Genomic DNA, 22,612 nt, shown 5'->3' with positions numbered 1-22,612 from the left:
ACAGACTGAATCCGTGCTGACCCCGTACTTCGCGGCGGTGATCGTCGTCGCCTCGTTCCTCACCCTCCGCCCACTCGGGGTGGAGGGTGAGGGCCTTCTCGTGCTGTGCCTGCTCGTCGTCAACAGCGTCGTCATGTCGGTGCGGACGGCGCCGGAGAAATGGGTGCCGGCACGGGTGGGCAACGGCTTGATCGGTGTCGGAATCGTCGCCTCCGCGGCCCTGCTTCCGTTCGCGACCGATTCCATCGCCTCGGTGTTCCCGTTCTTCGTCGCGGGCAGTATCGGGTACCGCTTCCGTCCGTCGGTGTCGTTACCGCTCGCGGCATCGGTGAGCGTCGCGTGTGCGGTGTCGCTCGCGATCGCCGACGCCTGCGGCATCGACACCTGGCCGCCCATTGCCGGATTGGTCGTCGGCATGCCGGCGCTTCTCGGTTATTCGCGACGTAACCGGGTGGCGGCACTGGAGGCACAGATTCGTGAACGAGCGCTCGCCGAACGGGCCCGGATCGCGCGCGACATCCACGATGTTCTCGCGCATTCGTTGTCCGGGGTGACCATGCAGCTCGAGGTCGCCGACGCGTTGCTCGACGGCAATCGGATCGAGTCCGCCCGCGAATCGATCAGACGGGCGCAGTCGCTGTCGCGAGAAGGCCTCGTGGAGGCACGTCGCGCGGTACAGGCACTGCGCGACGACGCCCTGCCGCTGGTGCCGACGCTGCGTGATCTCGTCGGCGATCAGGCGAGGTTCGAGGTGCACGGATCACCGCGAGAACCGTCGGTCGAGGGCTCGCAGTTCCTGATTCGTTCCGTTCAGGAAGCGATGACCAACGCGCATCGGCACGCACCTCACGCACCCGTCGACGTCGCACTGACGTTCCACCCTAAGAGCATCGAACTGACCGTCGACAATCAGGCGTCCGAGTCGCCGAGCGCGGTCGTCGGCAGCGGGATGGGTCTGGTCGGAATGCGTGAACGAGCTGCCCTCGTCGGGGGTACGGCGACGGCAGGGCCGACCGATCAGGGGTGGCGCGTACACGTCACACTCGACGCATGAGCGTGCGCGTGGTGATCGCCGACGACCAGACGTCGGTGCGAGAAGCCCTGGCGACGATGCTCGATCTCGTCGAGGACATTTCCGTCGTCGCGACAGCGTCCGACGGCGAGGGGGCGATCGCGGAGGTGGACCGCGTCGATCCCGACGTCGTCCTGATGGACCTTCGCATGCCGGGGATCGGTGGGGTGGAGGCGACCGCGCAGCTGCATCGACGACACCCGGACCTGCCCGTCGTGGTGCTGACGACCTTCGCGGACGACGACTCCATCCTCGGCGCGCTCGGCGCAGGGGCCGTCGGATATCTGACCAAGGATGCCGGACGACACGAAATCGCTGCGGCGCTCCGCGCGGCGGTGGCAGGTCAGTCGGTACTCGACCGTGCGGTGCAGGCGCGCCTGCTGGCCGTCGCCCGACCTGCGGCGCCGACGGCTCCTCCGGTGGAGCTGACCCCGCGCGAAACCGAAGTGCTCCGTCACATCGCGGAAGGGCTCACCAACCGCGAGATCGCTTCGGCGTTGTTCGTCAGCGAAGCGACCGTCAAGACACACATCAATAACCTGTTCGCCAAGGCCGGGCTGCGGGACCGGGCGCAGGCCGTGCACTACGCCTTCACCAACGGCGTGGTCGGCCGGCCGTAGATTTCTAGAAGGCCCAGCCCATGACCGAGGCGCGGTCGGTGGAGAAGGCGAGGTCCACGGTGTGCAGCGCTTCCGGGTCACGTGCCCACAGCCTCGACGCCGCCGCGAACCTGGTGGCGCTGTGAGTGCCGAAATACATCGCCGAGAGCACGTCGAGCTTCATCGTCGCGTCCGGTGCTGCTTCGGTACGCGTCACCGACGCACGTCCCTCGGAGATGGTCACGTCGAAGGTGCCGCCCGCGTTCAGGAACGGATCTTCGATCTCGAGGACGAACTGCGCGTCGACTCCGTAGGTGCGGGCCTCCAACGCTGCCTCGACGTCCATGATCCGGCACCACAGTGCGTCGTGGTGGGCGGTGATCTTCGGTAGACGATTGCTGGTGAGCAGGAACGGCAACGCTTCGTCGGGAGCCTGGTTCACTTCGATGGTGTCGACGAGGTCGACCCCGGCGAGTACCTGCCACAGCTCCGCGTACGCCCGGTCCGTGACGGCGATGAATTCCTGGACGACGATCTTGGACTCGGTGGGGCTGCGCCGGTAGGCGACGTAACCGTCGGCGTGCGCGATGAAGAACAGTTCGGTGAGTCCGTGCCTCCGGTTCTCGCGGTCCGCGAAGAAGCGCTCCCAGCGAATGGGCGGTTTGGGCTGGGCCCCGGCCGTCCTACGCTGCCACCGGTGATAGATGTCCGGGAGAAGGGTCGATGCCTCGGCCGACTCGATCAGGCGAACCCCGGTGACGGGAGGGACGTCCTTGTGGAACTGCGCGAACCGGCGATCGAGCACCACAGAATGTTCCTCGGTGGCAGGTCCGTAACCGAACCGGCCGTAGATGGTGGCTTCGCTCGCGGTGAGAAGCGACAGCGGCGCACCAGCCTTCTCGAGTTTCTCGTGTTGCCGGGTGAACATGCGTCGCAGGATTCCGCGCCTGCGGTGCGTCGGCGCGACCGACACCCACGACACACCCGACGCCTCCACCTGCGTGCCGCCGGGGACCGTCACCGACATCGGGAAGTGCATCGCGACTCCGACGGGCGCATCCCCGTCCCACGCCATGACGACGTGTTCGGAGCTGGTCAGTATCTGTGTCTCCGCCAGGTCCTCGGAATTCTGGTGCTCTCCGAACGCGTGCGCGTCGAGCAGCGCGACGGCATCCCAGTCGTCGTCGGTGGCGGTACGGATCGTGATCGTGTCGTCGGTAGTCATCGCTCCTCAGCTTGGCATAGACGGGGACGCTTTTCATACGGGTGGGAAGATGGACACGTGGTACACGTAATCGACATCGAAAACTCCGCGGACCCGCGGCTCGACGACTTTCGCGATCTCAACTCGTCCGACCGTCGACCCGATCTGCCCGACGGCAAAGGCCTGGTGATCGCGGAAGGTGTGCTCGTGGCCGAGCGTCTGCTCACCTCGAGGTTCGCGCCCATCAGCCTTCTCGGTGTCGACCGCCGCCTGAAAGAGCTGGGCGACCGACTCAACGGCGTCGACGTGCCGTTCTATCGGGCGACCGCGGACGTGATGGCCGAGGCCGTCGGTTTCCACCTGAACCGTGGCGTTCTCGCCGCCGCGCACCGCCCGCCGGAACTGGAGCTCGCGGACGTACTCGACGGCGCCAGAACTGTCGTCGTGTTGGAGGGCGTCAACGATCACGAGAACCTGGGGTCGATGTTTCGCAACGCGGCCGGACTCGGTGCCGACGCCGTGCTGTTCGGTGCCGCGTGTGCGGACCCGCTCTACCGTCGCGCGGTGCGAGTGTCGATGGGGCACGTTCTTCGAGTGCCGTTCGCCCGCGTACCGGAGTGGCCTCGAGGTCTGAAGATACTCCGGGACAGAGGTTTTCAGACCATCTCGCTGACGCCCAACCCGTCGGCGATTCCTCTGGCGGAGGCGATGACCGGGGAGAAGGTGGCCCTGCTGCTGGGCGCCGAAGGGCCAGGACTGACCGAACACGCGATGCGCGCCACCGACGTCAGGGCCCGGATCCCGATGGCGCCCGGTACCGATTCGCTCAACGTCGCCACGGCTGCCGCGATGGCGTTCTACGAACGTGTTCGGCTGCAGCCGTCGTGACCGACAGGGCCGTGGCACGCGACCGTGACGTGTTGTTCACCGGCATCCCGGTGGCAGTGTTCGTGGCCGTACTCGTCGGCGCTGCCCTGACGGCGTTCGGACGAGAACTCGCCCACATCAACGTGTTCCTCGCGATCGGGATCAACCTGATCGTCGTCGGCGGTGCGGCTCCGACCGTACTGCGGTGGCGGTCGACGCGGGTGTGGCGATGGCCGGTGTACGGCGTGTGCGTCGGCGGGGTGCTCAGCTTTGTGGCTCTGGGGATTTCCGTCGCAGCCAACGCATGAACTTGCGATCGGTCGGCGCGGACACCGGTGCGGGAGCTTCGGCGGCCGGTTCCTCGCCGGGTGTGTAGAGCGCAAAACCGGACGCGGGAACGGACATCGGATCGAACTCGTCGCCGCGCGGCGCTCCCGTGTAGCGGAACCCGAGCCATTCTGCGTTCGCTGCTTCCGCGAATTCCTGCGGATGGAACGGAAGCGATTGTGGGTCCGGTAGCACCCCGGGCGGATAGATCAACGGGCGTTCGCCTGCCCAGAACGGTCGCTCCCACACCAGCGGCAGGCCGAGGTCCTCGTAGATGTAGATCGGGGTCGCACTGAACGAGCGGCGAAGGGTTCCGCGTTCCCAGTAGGCGAACGCACCCCATGCGTTCTCCGGGTCGGTTGCAACGAAGTACGTGTGCTCCGAGGCGAGAGGCCGTACCCAGGACTCCGGGATCAACGACGGTTTGGCGATCGAGAGGTTCAGCGAACACACGACGGTGGTGCCCGGGTAACAACCGACGACGATCGCGTCGGGTCCGACTCCGGCGGACTGCGGCAAGGGGGTCGGTGCTGTCGGCAGCGCGGTGAGGTCGGGGATCAACCGGCCGACGAGGGCCGCGGCCGCAGCGTGATCGGACGCCGACGTCTCGCGTAACAAGGACGCCGGGTCAGGTGCGTCGGTGTACCAGATGGTCGATACTTTGACCCCCACTCCCGGCACCCTTCTCGACTGTCAGCGGTTCATGTCAGCTGTGCCCGCTGCTGCGGACACCCAGCAAAACATCTTCCCACGACGGCATGGCAGGTTTGCCCCTCTTGTCCTTTTTGGGTGCCGGAAGTGCATCATGTTTGGGCTCGTTCACAACGACCTCCGCCGGTTCGTCGTCGGCGGCTTCGTCGAGTTCACTGTCCGCGGTGGTGCCGTAGTACTCGTCGAACGTCTGCTGCGACTCTTCCTGCGGGGCAACTTCGAGGGCTCGGACCGGCGCGAGACCGCGGAGCTGACGCCCGAAGTCCGGATCGACCAGCTCGGCCGCTGCGTCGTCCAGAGCGGTGATGGTGCCGCCGTGTCCGTCGGGCAGAAACTGCCAGTGCGCTTTGTTGGTGGTGCGGCCGGCCTGCCATTTCAGCTGCGCGACCCACTTGTTGTCCTCGTCCCGCCACGCATCCCACGTGGCCTCGTCGAGGTGGTGGCCGCGTGCGCGGAAGGCCAGTGCGACGACCTCCGCGAGGGTCTGGACCGCGGGGCCGTCGTGACGAAGTGGGTGACCGGATTGCGCCATCGTCGCGGCCTGCGAGCGTTCGAGCAGAACGGGATGGGCGAAGACCTCGACACGGCTCAGTGCCATTCCGGAGTCGCTTGCCACCTGTTCGACGGTGGCACCCGCTCGAATTCGGGCCTGAATCTCCTTGGGGCGAAGCAAACTGTCCATTTCGATCTCAATCTGTCCTAGTCGAGCGATGTCGCCGCGAGAGGCCGCGCGGAGTTTGTCGTCGGCCGGAAGCCGGAATTTGTCGCCGGTTTTGGGATCTGCGCAGATCACGTACTGCCCATCGGGTTCGAGACCGACCACGCGTAGATCCCGCACCTTGACCTCCTCATCGCGCCGACTCGCGATATCGTCCTCGTCGACAGTAATCCACTCGTGACGTCGAGCGTGTCTGCGACACGCACCCGCCGCGTTCTTGTCAAAGACTAGTCATTGCGCTAGTCGGGTGCACGGATTCCGTTGCCGCGTCGGCAATGTACCTGTCGCGGAGAGCTTTTGCGTCGTGATGCAGGAAGTATCCGCCCAACGTCAGTCCGATGCAGAGAGCCGTGGCGTGGCCGAATGCGGTGAACGACGGATCGGCGATCGCCGAGGCTCCGACCAGAGCCAGCCAGCCGCCCGCCCACAGCACGCGCCACGGTCCGCGTAGGTAGCGGATCAGCGATCCCGCAACGGCCGCGGCGGCATAGCTGACGCCGACGTCGACGGCTACGGCGAGTGAATCCTCCAGCCAGTCGGCGTGGATTCCGACGAACAGTCCGGCGGCGACGAGCACCGTCGCGCCGACGTGACCGGCGGCGAAAGCCAGCAGGAAGCGCGTCGACCCCGAGATCCACTCGGCGACCGCGAAGAGAAGGGCAACGGCGCCGAGCCACACCCAGTTCGGTTCACCGTCGGTCAGGAATGCGCTTGCGACGAGCGTGCCGACGTGACCGTCGCCGAGATTGTGCAGGTTGGTGCTGGCGCGAAGGAGTACGTGCCATTGTGCGTGGGGGCCGAGGTGTCCGACGAGTATCGCGGCAGTCGCGGCGAGGACCGAGTAGGCGATCGTGACTTTCAGTCGCAGAAGGACCGCCGGCCAACGCACAGGGCGCTCCCTTCGAGATAGTTGCAGATGCCAACTAGTTTAGCCCTCGAAGGGAACGCCCGTGCTGTGAGCTTGCTGCCAACCAGGTGCTGGTCAGCCGAGAGCCGACACGACCCAGTCGATGCTCTTCGTCAATGCGGTGACGTCGTCCGGCTCGATCGCCGGGAACATACCGACGCGCAACTGGTTGCGTCCGAGCTTGCGGTACGGCTCGGTGTCCACGACACCGTTGGCGCGCAGGACCTTCGCGACCTGGGCGGCGTCGACCTTCTCGTCGAAGTCGATGGTGCCGACGACCTGGCTGCGGTGCGCGGGATCCGTCACGAACGGGGTGGCGAACTCGCTCTTCTCGGCCCAGTCGTACAGACGCGAGCTCGAGTCCGCGGTGCGCTTGGTCGCCCAGTCCAGGCCGCCCTTGGCGTTCAACCACTCGATCTGGTTGGCGAACAGCAACAGCGTGGCCACCGCCGGGGTGTTGTACGTCTGGTCCTTGCTGCTGTTGTCGATCGCGATCGGCAGCGACAGGAAGTCGGGAACCCAGCGGCCCGACGCCTGGATCTCGCTGACGCGCTCGAGCGCTGCGGGGCTGAACAGGCCGACCCACAGGCCACCGTCGGCGGCGAAGTTCTTCTGCGGGGCGAAGTAGTAGACGTCGGAGTCGGCGACGTTCACCGGGAGGCCTCCCGCGCCACTCGTCGCGTCGATGGCGATGAGCGCGTTCTCGGAGCCGGCCGGGCGGCTGACCGGAATGGCCACACCCGTCGACGTCTCGTTGTGCGCCCAGCCGATCAGGTCGACGGACGGATCAGACGTCGGCTCCGGAGCGCTACCGGGCTCTGCCTTCACGACGATCGGGTCGCCGATGAACGGGTTGTTCTTTGCGACCGAGGCGAACTTGGAGCTGAACTCACCGTTGGTCAGGTGCAGCGACTTCTCGCGGATCAGACCGAAAGCCGCGGCGTCCCAGAATGCGGTGGTTCCACCGTTACCGAGCACCACCTCGTACCCCTCGGGAAGGCTGAAGAGATCCTTCAGGCCACCACGCACCCGTGCAACGACGTCCTTGACGGGCTTCTGACGGTGGCTCGTACCGAACACGGACGCACCGACATCCACCAGAGACTGCAGCTGCTCGGGGCGAACCTTGGACGGTCCGCAGCCGAAACGTCCGTCGGCGGGCAGAAGATCAGCGGGAATGATCGGCAATTCGGCCATTGAGCAGCGCATCCTAAGCATCGAGGGAACTGGCACGTACAGGCTAGTCCAAGAGGGTCGATCACAGGTCGCCGGTCTCCACGCGCACGTTGCCCTGGACGCGAGGGTTGCAACCTGCGCATGGGGCTGGAACCTGCGCGTTCACGGTCCGGTGGAGACCGAATGTGCCGTTCGGTCACCTGGGCGCGCCTGCGCGGGTTGCAGCGACTGCGTGTGTTGAAGACGCGCTCCCACTGAAACCCGCGCGTCGACCGACCGCCGGACGCTGCGCCGGTGTCAGACGATCTGTCCCCAGCCGTCGACGGATTCGGGGGTGCGTGGTGCGGGGCCGGTGTAGATGGCGGCGGGGCGGACGAGTTTGCCGAGGCGTTTCTGTTCGAGGATGTGGGCGCACCATCCGGCGGTGCGGCCGCAGGTGAACATGGCGGGCATCATCTGAGCGGGTACTTCGGCGAAGTCGAGGATGACCGCGGCCCAGAATTCGACGTTGGTTTCGATGGGACGGTCGGGGCGGCGTTCGCGGAGTTCGGCCAGAGCTGCTTGTTCCAGTGCGGCGGCGACTTCGTAGCGCGGGGCGTTCAGGCGCTTGGCGGTTGCGCGCAGGACGCGGGCGCGAGGGTCTTCGGCGCGGTAGACGCGGTGCCCGAAGCCCATGAGCTTTTCCTTGCGGTCGAGGATGCCTTTGACGAGGGCGCGGGCGTCGTCGTTCTTCTCGACTTCCTCGATCATCGGGAGGACGCGGGCGGGTGCGCCGCCGTGCAGTGGGCCGGACATGGCGCCGATGGCTCCGGAGAGTGCGGCGGCGACGTCGGCGCCGGTGGAGGCGATGACGCGGGCGGTGAAGGTGGAGGCGTTGAGGCCGTGTTCGGCGGCCGAGACCCAGTAGGCGTCGATGGCTTCGGTGTGCGCGGGGTCGGGGTCGCCTTTCCAGCGGGTCATGAAGCGTGCGGTGACGGTTTCGCACTGGTCGATCTTCTTCTGCGGCACGGCCGGCTGGTAGATGCCGCGTGCGGACTGTGCGACGTAGGACAGTGCCATGACCGAGGCGCGGGCGAGTTGGTCGCGGGCGGTGGCGTCGTCGATGTCGAGCAGGGGTTGATAGCCCCAGATGGGGGCGAGCATCGCCAGGCCTGCTTGGACGTCTACGCGGACGTCGCCGGTGTGGATGGGGAGCGGGAACGGCTCGGCCGGTGGGAGTCCTGGTCCGAAGCGGCCGTCGACGAGCAGTGCCCAGACGTTGCCGAAGGTGACGTGTTTGGCGACGAGGTCTTCGATGTCGACGCCGCGGTAGCGCAGCGCGCCGCCGTCCTTGTCCGGCTCGGCGATGTCGGTGGTGAACGCGACGACGCCTTCGAGACCACTGACGAAATCTTCGGGAACCTGTTGTACAGCCATGACCGTAGGACTCTCCTTGTAGCCTCGCGACTCGCGTTCGAGCTTGCCTGGTCAGAACTGTAGCGCTTCGTACCCGGGAGTAACGTGGCGGTTCGTGCACCGAGACAGGCAACCGAGCGACACCTCCCCTCTGGCCGATATGCGGGTCGACTACAAGCAGGACGCCGACGTGGATGCGGAGCGGCTGCTCGGCGGTTGGCTACCGGTGGCGCAGCAGTGGCTCGCCGACGCTGTCGAGGCGAAGATCGCCGAGCCCAACGCGATGGTTCTCGCGACCGTCGATGCCGACGGACGGCCGTCGACCAGGACGGTGTTGTGCAAGGGTCTGGACGCCGACGGTGTGGTGTTCTACACGAACTACGGATCCGACAAGGCGACCCACCTCGCTCACACCCCGTATGCGTCGGTGACGTTCCCGTGGATCGGTATCGAGCGTCAGCTCACCTTCCGAGGGTCCGTCCGAAAGGTGTCCGCGGAGGACACTGCGGCGTATTTCGCGTCGCGGCCTCGCGGGTCGCAGCTGGGGGCGTGGGCGTCGCAGCAGTCGCAGCCGATCGATTCCCGTGAGGCGCTCGAGGCTGCTCTGGCTGAGGTTGCTCGCAGGTTCGACGGTGTGGATGTGCCGGTTCCGCCCGGTTGGGGTGGGTTCCGGCTGAGCCCGGAGACCGTGGAGTTCTGGCAGGGCCGAACCAATCGGTTGCACAACAGAATTCGGTTGACGACGTCGACTCGGCTGGTGGAGCGCCTGCAGCCGTGAATGCTCTTCGCGGTGTCCTGGCCGACACCACTCCGCTGAAGACTCCTGCCTATCGGCGCTTGTGGCTCGCCAACATCATCACCGTCATCGGTGCGCAGTTGTCGATCGTCGCTGTGCCGCAACAGGTATTCCAGATCACGCTCAGCTCGGCGTACGTCGGGTTGACGGGCGTGTTCGCGTTGGTTCCGCTGATCGTGTTCGGGCTGTGGGGCGGTGCGCTCGCCGACGTGATGGATCGTCGAACGTTGTTGATGTGCACCACGTTCGGTCTGATCGGTACGTCCGCGCTGTTCTGGCTGCAGGCGTTCCTCGATCTGAACAACGTATGGGTGGTTCTGGTTCTGCTGGCCGTCCAACAGGCGTTCTTCGCGGTCAACCAACCGACGCGTAGTGCACTGTTGCCGCGCATCCTGCCACCCGGACAGCTCCCGGCCGCGAATTCGCTGAACATGACGGTGATGAATTTCGGCGCCATCGCAGGACCGTTGAGCGCCGGAATCCTGATCTACTATATCGGCTTGGAGACGCTGTATCTGATCGACACGGTGTTCCTGTTCGCGACGCTGTGGGCGGTGATCAAGCTCCCCGCGATCCCTCCGGCGTCGGCGGGTCAGCGTGCCGGTCTGCGTTCGGTGTTCGACGGTTTCGCCTACCTGGCGACGCAGAAGGTGCTGCTCGCGTCGTTCGTGGTCGACATCATCGCGATGGTGTTCGGTATGCCCCGTGCCCTTTTTCCGCAGATCGCGCACGAAAGTTTCGGTGATCCGGCCTCGGGTGGGCCGGTTCTCGGCATGCTGTTCGCGGCGATGTCGGCGGGCGCGGTGGTGGGCGGTGTGTTCTCGGGATGGCTTCCGCGTGTGAAACGGCAAGGCATGGCTGTGATCGTCGCGATCATGGTGTGGGGTGCGGCGATGATCGGGTTCGGTGTCGCGGTCGGCCTGGCGTCCGACGGTGCGACGACGGTGGCGTTGTGGTTCGCGCTTGCGTTCCTCGCTCTGGGCGGCGGCGCCGACATGATCTCGGCTGCATTCCGGTCGACGATGTTGCAGACGGTCGCGACGGACGAGATGAGAGGTCGGCTGCAGGGAGTGTTCATCGTCGTGGTTGCCGGTGGCCCCAGGATCGGTGACGTCCTGCACGGCGCTGCGGCGGCGTCGGTGGGTACCGCGGCGGCGGCAGCGGGCGGCGGAGTGCTCGTCGTGATCGGTGTATCGCTTGCCGCGCTGGCTCTTCCGGCATTCATTCGGTACCGGGTCAGGAGCGTAGCCCGCGGAATGACCGAATAAGCCTGTCAGGTAGTGGACAATGGCAGCCATGGCTGACGCATATTCGATCTCGAGCGGGAGGTACCGGGCGGAGATCGCCGCGGCAGGCGCCGGTCTGAGGCTGCTCGAGTTCGACGGATCGCCGCTGACCGAGACGTGGGAAGTGGGCACCACACCACCGCTCTCGGCGGGATTGGTGCTCGCTCCGTGGCCCAACCGTGTCGCCGACGGTGCATTCACTTTCGGTGGTAGCGACCACCAGTTGGAGATCACCGAACCGTCTCGCAACAATGCAAGCCACGGTTTCGTGCGCAGGGTCGACTGGACTCTCGTGGACAGATCGGAGTCTCGCGTCGAGCAGTCGGTGGACATCGGGCAGCACCCGGGTTGGCCGTACAGCGTGGAGGTGACGGTCGTGCACGAACTGTCGAACAGCGGGCTCGTCGTGACCGCGTCGGCGACCAACACCGGTGAGTCCGACGCTCCCTACGGCATGGGTTTTCACACGTTCGTGCGCGTCGGCGATGTTCCGCTCGACGACTGCACGTTGGAGTTCTCCGCCGGCACTCGGCTGCAACTCGACCCTGTTCGCAACCTGCCCAACGGTCCGTCGGTTCCGACCGCGGGTTCGGAGTTCGATTTCACGGCGCCGCGGCTCATGAAGGACGTCTGGCTGGACACTCCGTTCAGCGCCGAAGTACCCGACGCCGACGGCAAGGCCTGGCACGTTCTCCGCGGGCCGGACGGCACGGGTACCGGACTGTGGACGGACCGCGAGTTCGATTGGGTGCAGGTGTTCACCGCCGACCCCGGACATGATCAGGCGTACCCGGACCGTGGGCGCGCGGTGGCCGTGGAACCGATGACGTGCCCGCCCGACGCGTTCAATTCCGGCGTCGACGTGATCGTGTTGACGCCGGGGCAAACCTGGACCGGCTCATGGGGAATGGAGTTTCTGACGCGATGACGATTCTGGTGTGCGGCGAGTCTCTCGTCGATCTGGTCCCGGTGCACGAAGGCCCGTTGCTCTCTCCGAAGCTCGGGGGTGGCCCGTTCAACGTCGCGGTGTCGCTCGGTCGTCTGGGCACGAACGTGTCGTTCCTGTCGAGGGTGTCCACGGACGCGTTCGGGGAGCAGATCCTCGGCAGCCTGCGTGATGCAGGCGTCGACACCACGTGGGTGCAGCGCGGCGCCGAGCCGACCACGTTGGCGATGACCACCCTGGCGGACGACGGTAGCGCTCAGTACTCGTTCTACGCAGACGGTACGGCCGATCGGCTCGTCGGTGACCCGGGCGAGTTGCCGGACGAGATCACGACTCTGTCCTTCGGCACGCTGTCGCTTCTGTACGAGCCGGGCGCGTCGATGTACGCAGCCCTGCTGCACCGTGCGCACGCGGCGGGGAAGCTGACGATGCTGGACCCCAACATCCGTCCGGCTGCCATCGACAGCACCAGTGGAGACATCACGGCCGACGGTTTTCGTACCCGATTCAAGTCGTGGTTGCCGTCGGTGGACATCTTGAAGGTCAGCGAGGACGACGCGCACTGGTTGGGACTCGGACCCGAGGGGACGACGGTCGACGACTGGCTCGCGGCAGGCGTCGCAGCCATCGTGATGACGCGCGGAGGCGACGGTATCTCGGTGTTCACTTCGGCGGGCGAATTCTCGGTTCCCGGGGTGCCCGTCGACGTCGTCGACACCATCGGTGCAGGTGACACCGTGCACGGAGCTTTACTCGCGTATTTGACAAACGAGACCATTGTCACAACGCGTGACCTGAATGACATGGGCGCGGGAGACTGGAAGGCAGCACTGAGGTTCGCCGCGCGAGCAGCCGCCATCACGGTTTCTCGCCCGGGTGCCGACCCTCCGTGGGCGTCCGAGGCGCCGAGAGACTAGTTTCTCTATCGACTGCAGTAAGTGTCCGATTTAAGTACGTGTCCGTTACATGAGTTCGAGAGGGACCATTCGTGCCCGCTGAGAATGACGCAAAAGCCACCCTCGTTTACCCCGGTGGCGAACACAGCATGTCCATTGCCAAGGCAACCGAAGGCAATGACGGCATCGAGCTGGGTAAGTTGCTGGCCGAGACCGGCTACACGACGCTCGACGGCGGATTCGTCAACACCGCGTCGACGAAGTCTGCGATCACCTACATCGACGGTGCTGCAGGGATCCTGCGCTACCGCGGTTACCCGATCGAACAGCTGGCCGGCAAGTCGAGCTTCATCGAGGTCAGTTACCTGCTGATCTACGGTGAGCTCCCCACGGAGGACCAGCTCGAGAAGTTCACCGACAAGATCCGCAGGCACACACTGCTGCACGAGGACCTCAAGCGATTCTTCGACGGTTTCCCGCGCAACGCTCACCCGATGCCGGTGCTGTCCAGTGCGGTCAACGCGTTGTCCGCGTACTACCAGGATTCGTTGGATCCGAACAACCCCGAGCAGGTCGAACTCTCGACCATCCGCTTGCTCGCGAAGCTGCCGACCATCGCGGCTTATGCGTACAAGAAGTCCGTCGGTCAGCCGTTCCTGTACCCGGACAACTCGAAGAGCCTGGTCGAGAACTTCCTGACCATGACGTTCGGATTCCCGGCGGAGCCCTACGAGGTGGACCCGGAGATCGTGAAGGCTCTGGACATGCTCCTGATTCTGCACGCGGACCACGAGCAGAACTGCTCGACGTCGACGGTTCGTCTGGTCGGATCCTCGGACGCGAACCTCTTCACGTCCATCTCGGGTGGCATCAATGCTCTGTGGGGACCGCTGCACGGCGGCGCCAACCAGGCCGTCCTCGAGATGCTGGACAAGATCAAGGCGGAGGGCGGCGACGCCACCGACTTCCTGCGTCGGGTGAAGAACAAGGAAGACGGCGTGAAGCTCATGGGCTTCGGGCACCGCGTCTACAAGAACTTCGATCCGCGCGCCACGCTGGTCAAGGAGACCGCGCACAACATCCTCGGCAAGCTGGGCAACGGTGACGAGCTCCTCGACATTGCGCTCAAGCTCGAGGAGACGGCGCTCACCGACGACTACTTCGTCGAGCGCAAGCTGTACCCGAACGTGGACTTCTACACCGGGCTGATCTACCGAGCGATGGGCTTCCCGCCGCACATGTTCACGGTGCTGTTCGCCATGGGACGTCTCCCGGGCTGGATCGCGCACTGGCGTGAGATGCACGAGGATCCGACCACGAAGATCGGTCGGCCGCGTCAGATCTACACCGGTTACACCGAGCGTGACTACAAGGACGTGTCCTCGCGCTAGTCGTCACCGAGCGAAGAGCCGCCTGAACCTGTCACGGGGTCCAGGCGGCTTTCGTCGTTTCGGGGTGCACGTGTCAGTCGAGCACGGCCGTGGCCTCGACCTCGACCATGATGTCCGGTTCGCCGAGCGCGACGACTCCGATGAGCGTGATGGGTTTGACGGGGTCGATGCCGAGCTTCGCTGCGGCCCGCCCGACGCCTTCTCCGAGCAACGGCATCTTCTCGGCCGTCCAGTCGACGACGTAGACCGTCAGCTTCGCGACATCGTCGAACGTCCCGCCGACGGCGTTCAGCGCGGTGGCGACGTTGAGGTAGGCCTGTTCGACCTGCGCCGCGAAGTCGTTCTCCCCGACGCGGTTGCCGTCGGCGTCGCGGGCGACCTGGCCGGAAAGGAACACGAGCTTCGATCCTTCGGCGACCGAGAGTTGGCGGTAGACATCGGGTTTGGGCAGACCGTCGGGGTTGTGCAGGGTGATGGTCATATCTGGCTCCTTCGTCGGGGTTCCGAAAATATAACACTGTTATGTATTGTTGGGGAATGGTCAGAACCAAAGATCCTCGGATCAGGTCGATGCTCATCGAACGAGCCGCGCGAATGTTGGGGGACAGGCAGCCCGTGACGCTGCGTGCGCTCGTCAAGGACACCGAGGTCTCGACCATGGCCGTGTACACCTACTTCGACGGCCTCGACGGTCTGTGGATGGCCGTGCGGCAGGAAGGTTTCAAGAGGTTGGCCGCCATGTCGGAGGCCGCGGAGGTCACGGCGGATCCGGTCCGTGACCTGGCGTCGCTCGGATCGGTGTACACACGTAACGCGTTGGAGAATCCGGATCTGTATCGAGTGATGTTCGACGCGACGGTCGATCTGGAGGATCCGGGCGGCGCTGATGCGGTTCTGCAGCATCTGGTGCTGGGGATCGACCGTGCAAAGGATGCCGGACGATTCCGGGCGGATGTGGATTCGGTGGATCTCGCGCTTCAGGCTTGGATCGTCGGGCATGGGCTGGTCTCGCTCGTCGTGACCGGGCCGCTCGACGAGGCTGCGTTGGCCTACGGGGCGTCGATGCTCACGGCGGTGTACGTCGCCGCCGGCGACGACGAAGCCCGCTGCCGTGAATCCGTGGCAGCGGGCTGGGAGTTCGGGTGACCCGTCAGAACTGTCGGCGGTTCTTCAGGACCGGTAGGTTCTGGCGCACCGACTCGACCTGTGTGGTGTCGATGTCCACGGTCAGCATGCCGGGAGTCGTGTCGAGTTGACCCAGTACCTCGCCGGTGGGGGAGCTGACGATGGAGTGGCCGACGCCCAGGGGCGCGGTTCCGTTCGACTGCTCGGGTTGTGCTTGGTCGCAGGCGGCGATGAACGCCGTGGAGTCGAGGGCGCGGGCTCGGGCGAGCAGCGACCACTGTTCGGCCTTGCCCGGACCGGAGCCCCACGACGCGGCGACGACGACCAGTTGAGCGCCGAGGTCGCCGAGCTTCTGGAACAACGCGGGGAAGCGTATGTCGTAGCACGTCGCGAAGCCGATGCGTACACCGTCGATGTCGAGGACGAGCGGTTCGGAACCCGGTGCGACCGTGTCGGATTCGGCGAAACCGAAGGCGTCGAAGAGGTGGATCTTGTCGTAGCTCGCGTCGACGCCGTCGCCGGTGACCAGGAGGGTGTTGGCGACACGGTCGTCGTCGGCGGGGGTGAACATTCCCGCGACGATCGTGATTCCGACGCTGGACGCGATCGCACGGACGCCGTCGGCCCACGGGCCGTCGAGGGGTTCTGCGACGCCGCGAATCGGTCCGCCGAAGCACCGCATCATCGCTTCCGGGAAGACGACGACGGAGGATCCGGCTTCTTTGGCTGCGCGGGCGTGGGTGTCGATGATTCGCAGATTGTCCGATGGTTCAGTTCCACTGGTGACCTGGGCAAGGCTGATTCGGAGGCTGGTGCTCATCTGCTGATCTCCTGTTTCGTGGGCGCTGTGCATGGTTTCGCAGCGCGTCGAGAGGTATACATATCGTATGCAATCGGTGTCGGGTAGGGACAAGGCGTACTCGTTCGTTCGTGACCAAGTGCTCACGTCACCTGCGGCCACCGGAACATTTCTGAACGAGCAGGACCTGGCGACTCGAATCGGGGTGTCTCGCACGCCGGTTCGTGAAGCCCTGTTGATGTTGCAGGCGGAGGGTCTTGTCGAGATGGTACCCAAGCGGGGTGCTCACGTTCCCGCGATGTCCGGCCGCCAGATCGGTGAGTTGATGGAGTTGCGAGGCGTGCTGGAGCGTCACGCGGGCTCGGTGGCCGTCGGAACCGGCACCCCGCCGGTGGCCCTGATGCGCGACGCCCTCGGTGCTCAGGAGGTGCTCGCCGAGGTTCGAACCGATGATGCTGCAAAGGAATTCATCGACCTCGACGGCAGGTTCCATCAAATTCTGATCGATTCCGCCGGCAGTGAACTGCTGTCGCGGACGTACGCAGGCCTGCGGGCCCGTCAGCTGCGCGTCGGATTGACCGCGTTGTTCGCGGCGTCCGATCGCCAGCGCAACGTGTGCACCGAGCACGAGGCCATCGTCGTCGCTCTCGAGAGCGGCGACGAGGACCTCGTGCATCGGGCGATCGACGATCATCTGGAAGTCACACTGCAGATCCTGTTGAGGGCGTAGTCGCGCGAATGACCTCGTACTCCTCTTCCTCGGCCCGGTCGGGGTTGCGTCCGAGCGCGAGGCCGAGGACGGTCAGGGCGCCGACGACGGCGACGTAGGCGACGATCAGCGTCCAGGTGTCGGTCTTGTCCAGCAGGAAGACGAAGATCAGCGGTGCCATGGCTCCACCGACGACTCCTGCGAGGGTGTAGGCGAGCGAGCTGCCGGTCGATCGCAGGCGCACGGTGAACTGCTCGGTGACGAAGGCTGCCTGCGGTCCGTACATGAACGAGTGGAACGCCAGTCCGACGACGACGCCGAGGATCAGCAGCGGCAGCGAGCTTCCGCCGATGATCAGGAAGAACACTGCGCTCCAGGCGACTCCACCGACGGCGGCGACGCCGTAGACGAGGCGGCGGTTGATGCGGTCGGACAGGGCGCCGGCGAGCGGGATCAGGCCGAGCTGGAATGCGGAGCCGATGAGAATGGCGATCAGAACTTCGCTGCGTTCGAAGCCGAGCTTCTGTGTGCCGTACGTGATGGAGAAGACGGTGAACAGTGCGTAGATGACGTCGGGGGCGATGCGGGACAGAATCGCGGCGATAAGAGGGCGACGCTGAAACTTGAAGACCTCGCTGATCGGCGCTTCGGAGCGATCTCCGCTTTCCTGGAGTGCCTTGAACACCGGAGTGTCCTCCAGCTTCAGGCGAATCCACAGTCCGAAGCCGACGAGTACTGCGGAGAGCAGGAACGCGACGCGCCAGCCCCAGGATTCGAACTGCTCCTCGGTCAGGGCGAGGGTGAGTGCGGCGAGAGCACCGTTGGCGAGGAGGTTTCCGGCTGGGGGACCGATCTGTGCGGCCGACGACCAGAAGCCGCGCTGACGGGGGTTGCCGTATTCGCTCGACAGAAGTACCGCGCCGCCCCATTCGCCGCCGACGGCCACGCCCTGGGCGAAGCGCATCGTGACCAGCAGGATCGGGGCGACGATGCCGATGGTGTCGTAACCCGGGATCAAACCGATGAGGAATGTGGTGACGCCGATCAGCAGCAGCGTGATGACCAACAACTGCTTGCGGCCGATGACGTCGCCGAGGCGTCCGAAGACGAATCCGCCGACGGGGCGTGCCACGTATCCGACCGCGTAGGTCGAGAAGGCCAGCAGGGTGCCGGTCAGTGGATCGCTGTCGGGAAAGAAGACGATCGGGAAGATCAGGGCGGCCGCCGCGGAGTAGACGGCAAAGTCGTACCACTCCAATGCGGTGCCCGTCAGGCTGGCCGCAAATGCCTTGACCAGGCCTTTCTTTTCGACTGTCTGCGCAGTCATGGCAACTCCTTCGTCTGTGCCTTGGATCACTGTATCCGTTGTACTGATTCCATACTTGCTGTATACAAGACGTATGCGCAAGCTTTTCGGCGTATTCGAAACAATCAATTAACGAGAGAGGCATTCACGATGCTGACGTTCACGCTTCCGGACGGAACCACCGAGACCGTCGAACCGCTGAATCTGCTCAACGCCGGCTACGCGGGCCGCAACCAGGAAGAAGTTGCTCATCACATCGCCGAGCTGGCCGAACTCGGTGTTCCGGCACCGACCGTCACGCCCGCGATGTACCCCATCTCGCCGTACCTGGCTCAGCAGACGAACGCCGTGCACGTGCAGCACGGGCGCACCTCCGGTGAAGCCGAGTGGGCGCTCGTCGTTCTCGGCGATACCGACGACGACGTGCTGCTCACCGTCGCGTGTGATCACACCGACCGCGACCTCGAGGTCCACAGCGTCGCGTGGAGCAAGAACGCATCACCCGACGTGCTCGGTTCCGGTGCGTGGCGTCTGTCCGACGTCGCGGACCGCATCGACGACATCACGCTGAAGGCATGGGTCGGCGAGACCCCGATTCAGACGGGGTCGCTGGCCGATCTCCTCGCTCCGAAGTACTGGCTCGACGTGCTCCGTGAGCGCGGGCTGTTCAAGCGCGGAACCATCCTGATCTCGGGCACGATCTCGATGCATCCCGGCGTCGACCAGTTCGCCGACGCGTGGAAGGTCGAGATGTCCGACGCCGCCACCGGAAACGTGCTGACCTGCGAATACGACGTCATTCGCATGGCTGACCCGATCGGCTGACCAGCGCGACGTAGGGTGGAGTGCGTGACGAAGCCAATTATCGAGTTCCAGGCAGGCCCTCCACCCATCGATCTAGTGCTGGTGGACTTGGTCGAGGGAGACGGTGACGAAGCCTCACCCGGCGATACCGTCGAGGTGCACTACGTCGGGGTCGAGTTCGACTCGGGCGAGGAGTTCGACTCCTCGTGGAACCGCGGGGAGTCCATCAAGTTCCCGCTCCAGAACCTGATTCAGGGCTGGCAGGACGGCATCCCCGGGATGAAGGTGGGCGGACGCCGTCAGCTCACCATTCCGCCGGAGCTCGCCTACGGCCCGGCCGGACACGGTCATCGCCTGTCCGGAAAGACCCTCGTGTTCGTGATCGACCTGCTCGGCGTCAACTGACGTAGACCGGTCGTCGACCAAGTGCCCACAGTTCGAAGTCTCCCGAAGTAGACTTTTCGGACATGTGGGCATTGGTCGTCGAAAACGACGATCGCGTGGCCCGTGCTCTGCGTCGGTCCTTGCATGCCGAGGGTTTCGACGTCGAACGGGTCGGCGCGGTCGCGGCAGCCCGCCGAGCGATGGCCCGGCAGGACTTCGCCATTGCTCTCGTCGATCTCGGTCTCGACGACGGAGACGGTGTGGACGTGATCCGAGCGCTGCGGGACCATCCGTCCACCGGGGTCATCGCCGTCACAGCGCGTGGGGCCACGAACGACCGCGTCCGCGGACTTCGTGCCGGCGCGGACGACTATCTGGTCAAGCCCTTCGGGATCGCCGAGCTCATGGCGCGTATCGACGCCGTGATGCGCAGGCTCAGGCTCTCGTCCGTACCTCTGGAATCGCAGGGTCGTATCGGGCACGGGGAGCTGTGCATCGATCGCGACCGTCACGAAGTTCTGCTGGCAGGCATGGTTCTTCCGTTGACCCGCAAGGAGTTCGACGTGCTCGTGCTCCTCGCTCAGAACGTGGACGTCGTGGTCGAGCGCGACCGCATCCTGGATCACGTGTGGCAGTCCGCCCGCGAAGGAAACACCAGGACCCTCGACACCCACATGGCGTCGCTTCGCACCAAACTCGGCGCCGCAGCGTCGATCACGACGGTCCGAGGCGTCGGATATCGGCTCGAATCGGCGTCCGAGAGCTGACGGACAGCCGTGCGCAGACGGATCGTTCTCAGCATGGTCCCGGTGATCGCCCTTCTCGTTCTCGGCGTGGGTATCCCGTACGCGATTCTGGTGTCCGAGCGCGCAACCCAGCGTGTGTTCATCGACCGGACCGGTGACGCAGTGCGATTCGCCTCCGAGGTGGACGCGGCGATCGAATCCGGGGAATCGACCGGGCTGGGAGAGGAACTGGCGTCGTACTCGGCGTTGTACGACTCAGCGGTGTGGGTGCTCGCTCTGGACGGGGCGACCGTGTACGACCCCGGCGTTCCGCTTCCCGACGACGAGGAACTGGCCGGTGCCGTCAGGCGTGCGTTCGCGGGCGGCCGGGTGTCCGAGGCGCCGACTGTCTACCCGTGGACCGCCGCTCCCGTGCGGGTGGTCGAACCGGTCGGCCGGGACTCCCAGGTGACCGCCGTCGTCGTCATCGAGGCTCCGACGGACACGTTGCGCGCCGGGAGCCTGTCCCAATGGGCTGTCGGTATCGGAGTGTTGGTGGTCGCCGTCGCCGGGTTGCTCGCCGGGTTGTGGCCGCTGACATCGTGGATTCTTCGGCCCGTCCGCGATCTGGAGCGCAGCACTGCCGGTATCGGCGCAGGCGATTTTACGACCCGCGCGGACGTCGATCGAGGCCCGCAGGAGCTACGCGAACTGTCGGAATCGTTCAACACGATGGCCGACACCGTCGAGCGGTCGATGCAGCGTCAGCGCGCGTTCGTCACCGACGCCGCCCACCAGCTCCGAAATCCGTTGGCCAGCTTGCGTTTGTCGGTCGAGAATCTACGACCCTGGCTGCGCGACGGTGACGCCCGCGAGGCCCACGAGGATGCCGTTGCCGAGACGGTGGAACTGGGTGCGACGTTCGAAGCGATGCTCGGCGCCGTCTCCGCGGAGCGGGACGACGGTGAACGTGACGGTGACCTGTGCTCGGTCGTCGGCGTGTTCGATGCCGCGCGGCCGCGGTGGCAGGCGTGCGCGGAGAGCGCCGGGGTTCGGTTGGTGATCGAGGGACCGGCTCCGGGGTGTCGCACCGTCCGCCAACCCTCCGGTGGCCTCGTCGCGGTGCTCGACGAACTGGTGTCCAACGCCGCCCGGCTGTCCGGCGGCACGACGGTGACGGTCCGGATGCGCACCGAATCCGAGGGTCGCTGGGCGTTGTTCGAGGTGGAGGACGATGGTCGCGGGTTGTCGGAATCGGAGACGACTGCGGCGACGGGGAGATTCTGGCGCGCGCCACGGCATCAGAACGTGGCCGGGACAGGGTTGGGTCTTGCCATCGTGAGTGATGTGGTGGCCGATGTGGGAGGAACGTTCGAGTTACGGGGTGCTTCCGGTGGCGGAATCGTGGCGACTGTTCGATTGCCCTGTGCGTCAGCGTGAGTCAGGGTTTCTGTTCGCGGAACCAGTCCGCTGCACCGGGATGCAGTGGAACGGGTGTGGTGGCGGCCCCGGTTCGCGGGTTGATCTGATCTGCTTCCGGGCGGTTCATCGACAGCGCCCGGGCATTCTCGAACGTGCTCGCCGTCAGGAAACGAGCCAAGTCGCGTGGAAACTCGTTGCGCACCAGCACGAACGTGGGAACGGCGAGGGTGCGACTCGACGCGATGTCCGGATACACCGTCCGTGAGATCACGACGCCGACGTACTCTCCGGGATAGGCGGCCCGTACGGCCTCGGTGTCGACGGCGAGATCGACGAATTCGACGGCTCGGCCCACCGCCGAGGCGTCTCTGACCAGCGAGTCGAGGGCCGGTGTCGGCATCGCGGTCAACGAGAAGACTGCATTCAGTTCGCCGGAGAGCAGTGCCCGGGCCGCGTCGTCCTGGCCGTAGGACAGTGGAGTGACGGCGAGCCCGGCCGAGTCGAGGAGTCGAAGCGCGGTGAAGCGGGTTCCCGATCCGGGGAGGCCGACCGCGACCCGCATGCCCGGTAGATCCTGCAGTGTTCGTACCGGCCCGTCGGCCATGACCGCGAGGTGCAGCACCGAATCGAACACCCGGAACAGTGCGGAGAAGTCCGAGACGAACGGTTTCGCGACGTCGGCGTTCACGAAACCCAGGTCGACGGACCCGGCCGTGAGCAGTGCCGCGTTGTCGACGGCCGCGTCGGTTTCGACGATGTCGACGACGTGGCGGGCGAGGGCGTCGTTCCAGCGCTCGGCCAGCGCGGTCCCCGTCTCACGGTAGGTCGCACCCGCCGGTCCCGTCGCGAACGTCAAATTGTCGACGGAGGGAACGGGCCGACTGGAACACGCAGGCAGCAGGGCTGCGAGACTCACGGCCGACACCCCGGCGAGCAGGGTCCGTCGATCGATCCTTCCGCTCACTCGTCTCCTATGTCCGAAATGTGAATGTCAGATCGACCTCAAATCTACGCAACTTTGTTGGTGTGACGGGCGCCACTGCGGAA

Annotated in this window: 25 protein-coding genes; 15 read left to right on the top strand and 10 right to left on the bottom strand. The window is 65.5% G+C overall.

Features of this window, described 5'->3' with window-relative positions; all coding sequences use genetic code 11:
- Positions 1-13 precede the first annotated feature (13 nt).
- Together H292_RS0111365 and H292_RS0111360 are read left to right on the top strand one after the other, a co-directional pair.
- A complete protein-coding gene (locus H292_RS0111365; RefSeq protein WP_020111512.1) occupies positions 14-1,054 on the top strand; it encodes a sensor histidine kinase in 1,041 nt (346 codons plus the stop codon).
- A complete protein-coding gene (locus tag H292_RS0111360) occupies positions 1,051-1,692 on the top strand; it encodes a response regulator transcription factor (protein WP_019664358.1) in 642 nt (213 codons plus the stop codon). The genes H292_RS0111365 and H292_RS0111360 overlap by 4 nt, the downstream gene beginning before the upstream one ends.
- 4 nt (positions 1,693-1,696) lie before the next feature.
- On the opposite strand, the gene H292_RS0111355 is transcribed toward H292_RS0111360, so the two are convergent.
- Positions 1,697-2,896: a GNAT family N-acetyltransferase gene (locus H292_RS0111355; protein ID WP_020111511.1), complete on the bottom strand. Its 1,200-nt coding sequence runs from the start codon at positions 2,894-2,896 to the stop codon at positions 1,697-1,699.
- A 57-nt stretch (positions 2,897-2,953) separates the two neighbouring features.
- On the opposite strand from H292_RS0111355, the gene H292_RS0111350 reads away from it, so the two are divergent.
- Together H292_RS0111350 and H292_RS0111345 are read left to right on the top strand one after the other, a co-directional pair.
- Positions 2,954-3,763, top strand: a complete 810-nt coding sequence (locus tag H292_RS0111350) for a TrmH family RNA methyltransferase (protein WP_020111510.1) — start codon at positions 2,954-2,956, stop codon at positions 3,761-3,763.
- Positions 3,760-4,050: a DUF2537 domain-containing protein gene (locus tag H292_RS0111345; RefSeq protein WP_020111509.1), complete on the top strand. Its 291-nt coding sequence runs from the start codon at positions 3,760-3,762 to the stop codon at positions 4,048-4,050. The genes H292_RS0111350 and H292_RS0111345 overlap by 4 nt, the downstream gene beginning before the upstream one ends.
- Here the strand turns inward: H292_RS0111345 and H292_RS0111340 are convergent.
- The 5 genes from H292_RS0111340 to H292_RS0111320 all read right to left on the bottom strand — a co-directional run bounded on the left by H292_RS0111340 (position 4,007) and on the right by H292_RS0111320 (position 8,997).
- Positions 4,007-4,741, bottom strand: coding sequence for a DUF6928 family protein (locus H292_RS0111340; protein WP_019664362.1), 735 nt, complete (start codon positions 4,739-4,741; stop codon positions 4,007-4,009). The two genes, H292_RS0111345 and H292_RS0111340, sit on opposite strands and share 44 nt — an antisense overlap.
- 34 nt (positions 4,742-4,775) lie before the next feature.
- The gene (sepH, locus tag H292_RS0111335; protein WP_027498763.1) at positions 4,776-5,618 is read right to left on the bottom strand and encodes a septation protein SepH; all 843 of its coding nucleotides are present in this window, start codon (positions 5,616-5,618) and stop codon (positions 4,776-4,778) included.
- 100 nt (positions 5,619-5,718) lie between these two features.
- On the bottom strand, positions 5,719-6,387 hold the full coding sequence (locus tag H292_RS0111330; RefSeq protein WP_020111507.1) for a rhomboid-like protein: 669 nt from the start codon (positions 6,385-6,387) through the stop codon (positions 5,719-5,721).
- A 93-nt stretch (positions 6,388-6,480) separates the two neighbouring features.
- Positions 6,481-7,602 carry a phosphoserine transaminase gene (serC, locus tag H292_RS0111325; RefSeq protein WP_019664365.1) on the bottom strand — a complete coding sequence of 374 codons (1,122 nt, stop codon included), beginning with the start codon at positions 7,600-7,602 and terminating at the stop codon, positions 6,481-6,483.
- 276 nt (positions 7,603-7,878) lie between these two features.
- The gene (locus tag H292_RS0111320) at positions 7,879-8,997 is read right to left on the bottom strand and encodes a citrate synthase 2 (protein WP_019664367.1); all 1,119 of its coding nucleotides are present in this window, start codon (positions 8,995-8,997) and stop codon (positions 7,879-7,881) included.
- A 139-nt stretch (positions 8,998-9,136) separates the two neighbouring features.
- Between H292_RS0111320 and pdxH the strand changes: the two genes are divergently transcribed.
- The 5 genes from pdxH to H292_RS0111295 all read left to right on the top strand — a co-directional run bounded on the left by pdxH (position 9,137) and on the right by H292_RS0111295 (position 14,291).
- On the top strand, positions 9,137-9,754 hold the full coding sequence (gene pdxH / locus H292_RS0111315; protein WP_020111506.1) for a pyridoxamine 5'-phosphate oxidase: 618 nt from the start codon (positions 9,137-9,139) through the stop codon (positions 9,752-9,754).
- Positions 9,751-11,040: an MFS transporter gene (locus H292_RS0111310; RefSeq protein WP_020111505.1), complete on the top strand. Its 1,290-nt coding sequence runs from the start codon at positions 9,751-9,753 to the stop codon at positions 11,038-11,040. Before pdxH ends, H292_RS0111310 begins: the two co-directional genes overlap by 4 nt.
- A 19-nt stretch (positions 11,041-11,059) precedes the next feature.
- On the top strand, positions 11,060-11,986 hold the full coding sequence (locus tag H292_RS0111305) for an aldose 1-epimerase family protein (RefSeq protein ID WP_020111504.1): 927 nt from the start codon (positions 11,060-11,062) through the stop codon (positions 11,984-11,986).
- Complete coding sequence (locus H292_RS0111300; protein WP_020111503.1) at positions 11,983-12,921, top strand: carbohydrate kinase family protein; 939 nt, start codon at positions 11,983-11,985, stop codon at positions 12,919-12,921. The genes H292_RS0111305 and H292_RS0111300 overlap by 4 nt, the downstream gene beginning before the upstream one ends.
- A 71-nt stretch (positions 12,922-12,992) precedes the next feature.
- Positions 12,993-14,291 (top strand): citrate synthase, encoded by a 1,299-nt coding sequence (locus H292_RS0111295; RefSeq protein ID WP_026347662.1) that lies wholly within the window; start codon positions 12,993-12,995, stop codon positions 14,289-14,291.
- A gap of 73 nt (positions 14,292-14,364) precedes the next feature.
- Here the strand turns inward: H292_RS0111295 and H292_RS0111290 are convergent, their stop codons facing one another.
- The gene (locus tag H292_RS0111290) at positions 14,365-14,772 is read right to left on the bottom strand and encodes a RidA family protein (RefSeq protein WP_019664373.1); all 408 of its coding nucleotides are present in this window, start codon (positions 14,770-14,772) and stop codon (positions 14,365-14,367) included.
- A 56-nt stretch (positions 14,773-14,828) separates the two neighbouring features.
- Between H292_RS0111290 and H292_RS0111285 the strand changes: the two genes are divergently transcribed.
- Positions 14,829-15,437 carry a TetR/AcrR family transcriptional regulator gene (locus H292_RS0111285; RefSeq protein WP_020111502.1) on the top strand — a complete coding sequence of 203 codons (609 nt, stop codon included), beginning with the start codon at positions 14,829-14,831 and terminating at the stop codon, positions 15,435-15,437.
- Positions 15,438-15,441: 4 nt separating this feature from the next.
- On the opposite strand, the gene H292_RS0111280 is transcribed toward H292_RS0111285, so the two are convergent.
- The gene (locus tag H292_RS0111280) at positions 15,442-16,236 is read right to left on the bottom strand and encodes a carbon-nitrogen hydrolase family protein (RefSeq protein ID WP_026347663.1); all 795 of its coding nucleotides are present in this window, start codon (positions 16,234-16,236) and stop codon (positions 15,442-15,444) included.
- A gap of 67 nt (positions 16,237-16,303) precedes the next feature.
- On the opposite strand from H292_RS0111280, the gene H292_RS0111275 reads away from it, so the two are divergent.
- Positions 16,304-16,945, top strand: a complete 642-nt coding sequence (locus H292_RS0111275) for a GntR family transcriptional regulator (RefSeq protein WP_019664376.1) — start codon at positions 16,304-16,306, stop codon at positions 16,943-16,945.
- On the opposite strand, the gene H292_RS0111270 is transcribed toward H292_RS0111275, so the two are convergent.
- A complete protein-coding gene (locus H292_RS0111270; protein WP_019664377.1) occupies positions 16,917-18,251 on the bottom strand; it encodes an MFS transporter in 1,335 nt (444 codons plus the stop codon). The two genes, H292_RS0111275 and H292_RS0111270, sit on opposite strands and share 29 nt — an antisense overlap.
- A gap of 129 nt (positions 18,252-18,380) precedes the next feature.
- Between H292_RS0111270 and H292_RS0111265 the strand changes: the two genes are divergently transcribed.
- The 4 genes from H292_RS0111265 (at position 18,381) to H292_RS0111250 (ending at position 21,583) form a co-directional block, all read left to right on the top strand.
- Positions 18,381-19,055, top strand: coding sequence for a DUF2848 domain-containing protein (locus tag H292_RS0111265; protein ID WP_019664378.1), 675 nt, complete (start codon positions 18,381-18,383; stop codon positions 19,053-19,055).
- Between the two features lie 24 nt (positions 19,056-19,079).
- A complete protein-coding gene (locus tag H292_RS0111260; protein WP_026347664.1) occupies positions 19,080-19,439 on the top strand; it encodes an FKBP-type peptidyl-prolyl cis-trans isomerase in 360 nt (119 codons plus the stop codon).
- A 62-nt stretch (positions 19,440-19,501) separates the two neighbouring features.
- Positions 19,502-20,185: a response regulator transcription factor gene (locus tag H292_RS0111255; protein WP_020111501.1), complete on the top strand. Its 684-nt coding sequence runs from the start codon at positions 19,502-19,504 to the stop codon at positions 20,183-20,185.
- Between the two features lie 33 nt (positions 20,186-20,218).
- Positions 20,219-21,583, top strand: coding sequence for a HAMP domain-containing sensor histidine kinase (locus H292_RS0111250; RefSeq protein WP_231383824.1), 1,365 nt, complete (start codon positions 20,219-20,221; stop codon positions 21,581-21,583).
- Between the two features lies 1 nt (position 21,584).
- Here H292_RS0111250 and H292_RS0111245 read toward each other — a convergent pair whose 3' ends face one another.
- Complete coding sequence (locus H292_RS0111245; protein ID WP_020111499.1) at positions 21,585-22,529, bottom strand: TAXI family TRAP transporter solute-binding subunit; 945 nt, start codon at positions 22,527-22,529, stop codon at positions 21,585-21,587.
- Positions 22,530-22,612 lie beyond the last annotated feature (83 nt).

The sequence above is a fragment of the Rhodococcus sp. 114MFTsu3.1 genome (genome assembly GCF_000383555.1).
Classification (GTDB): Bacteria; Actinomycetota; Actinomycetes; order Mycobacteriales; family Mycobacteriaceae; genus Rhodococcoides; species Rhodococcoides fascians_E.
The sequence above is the reverse complement of the archived record's forward strand: the minus strand, read 5'-3'. Positions and strand labels throughout refer to the sequence as shown.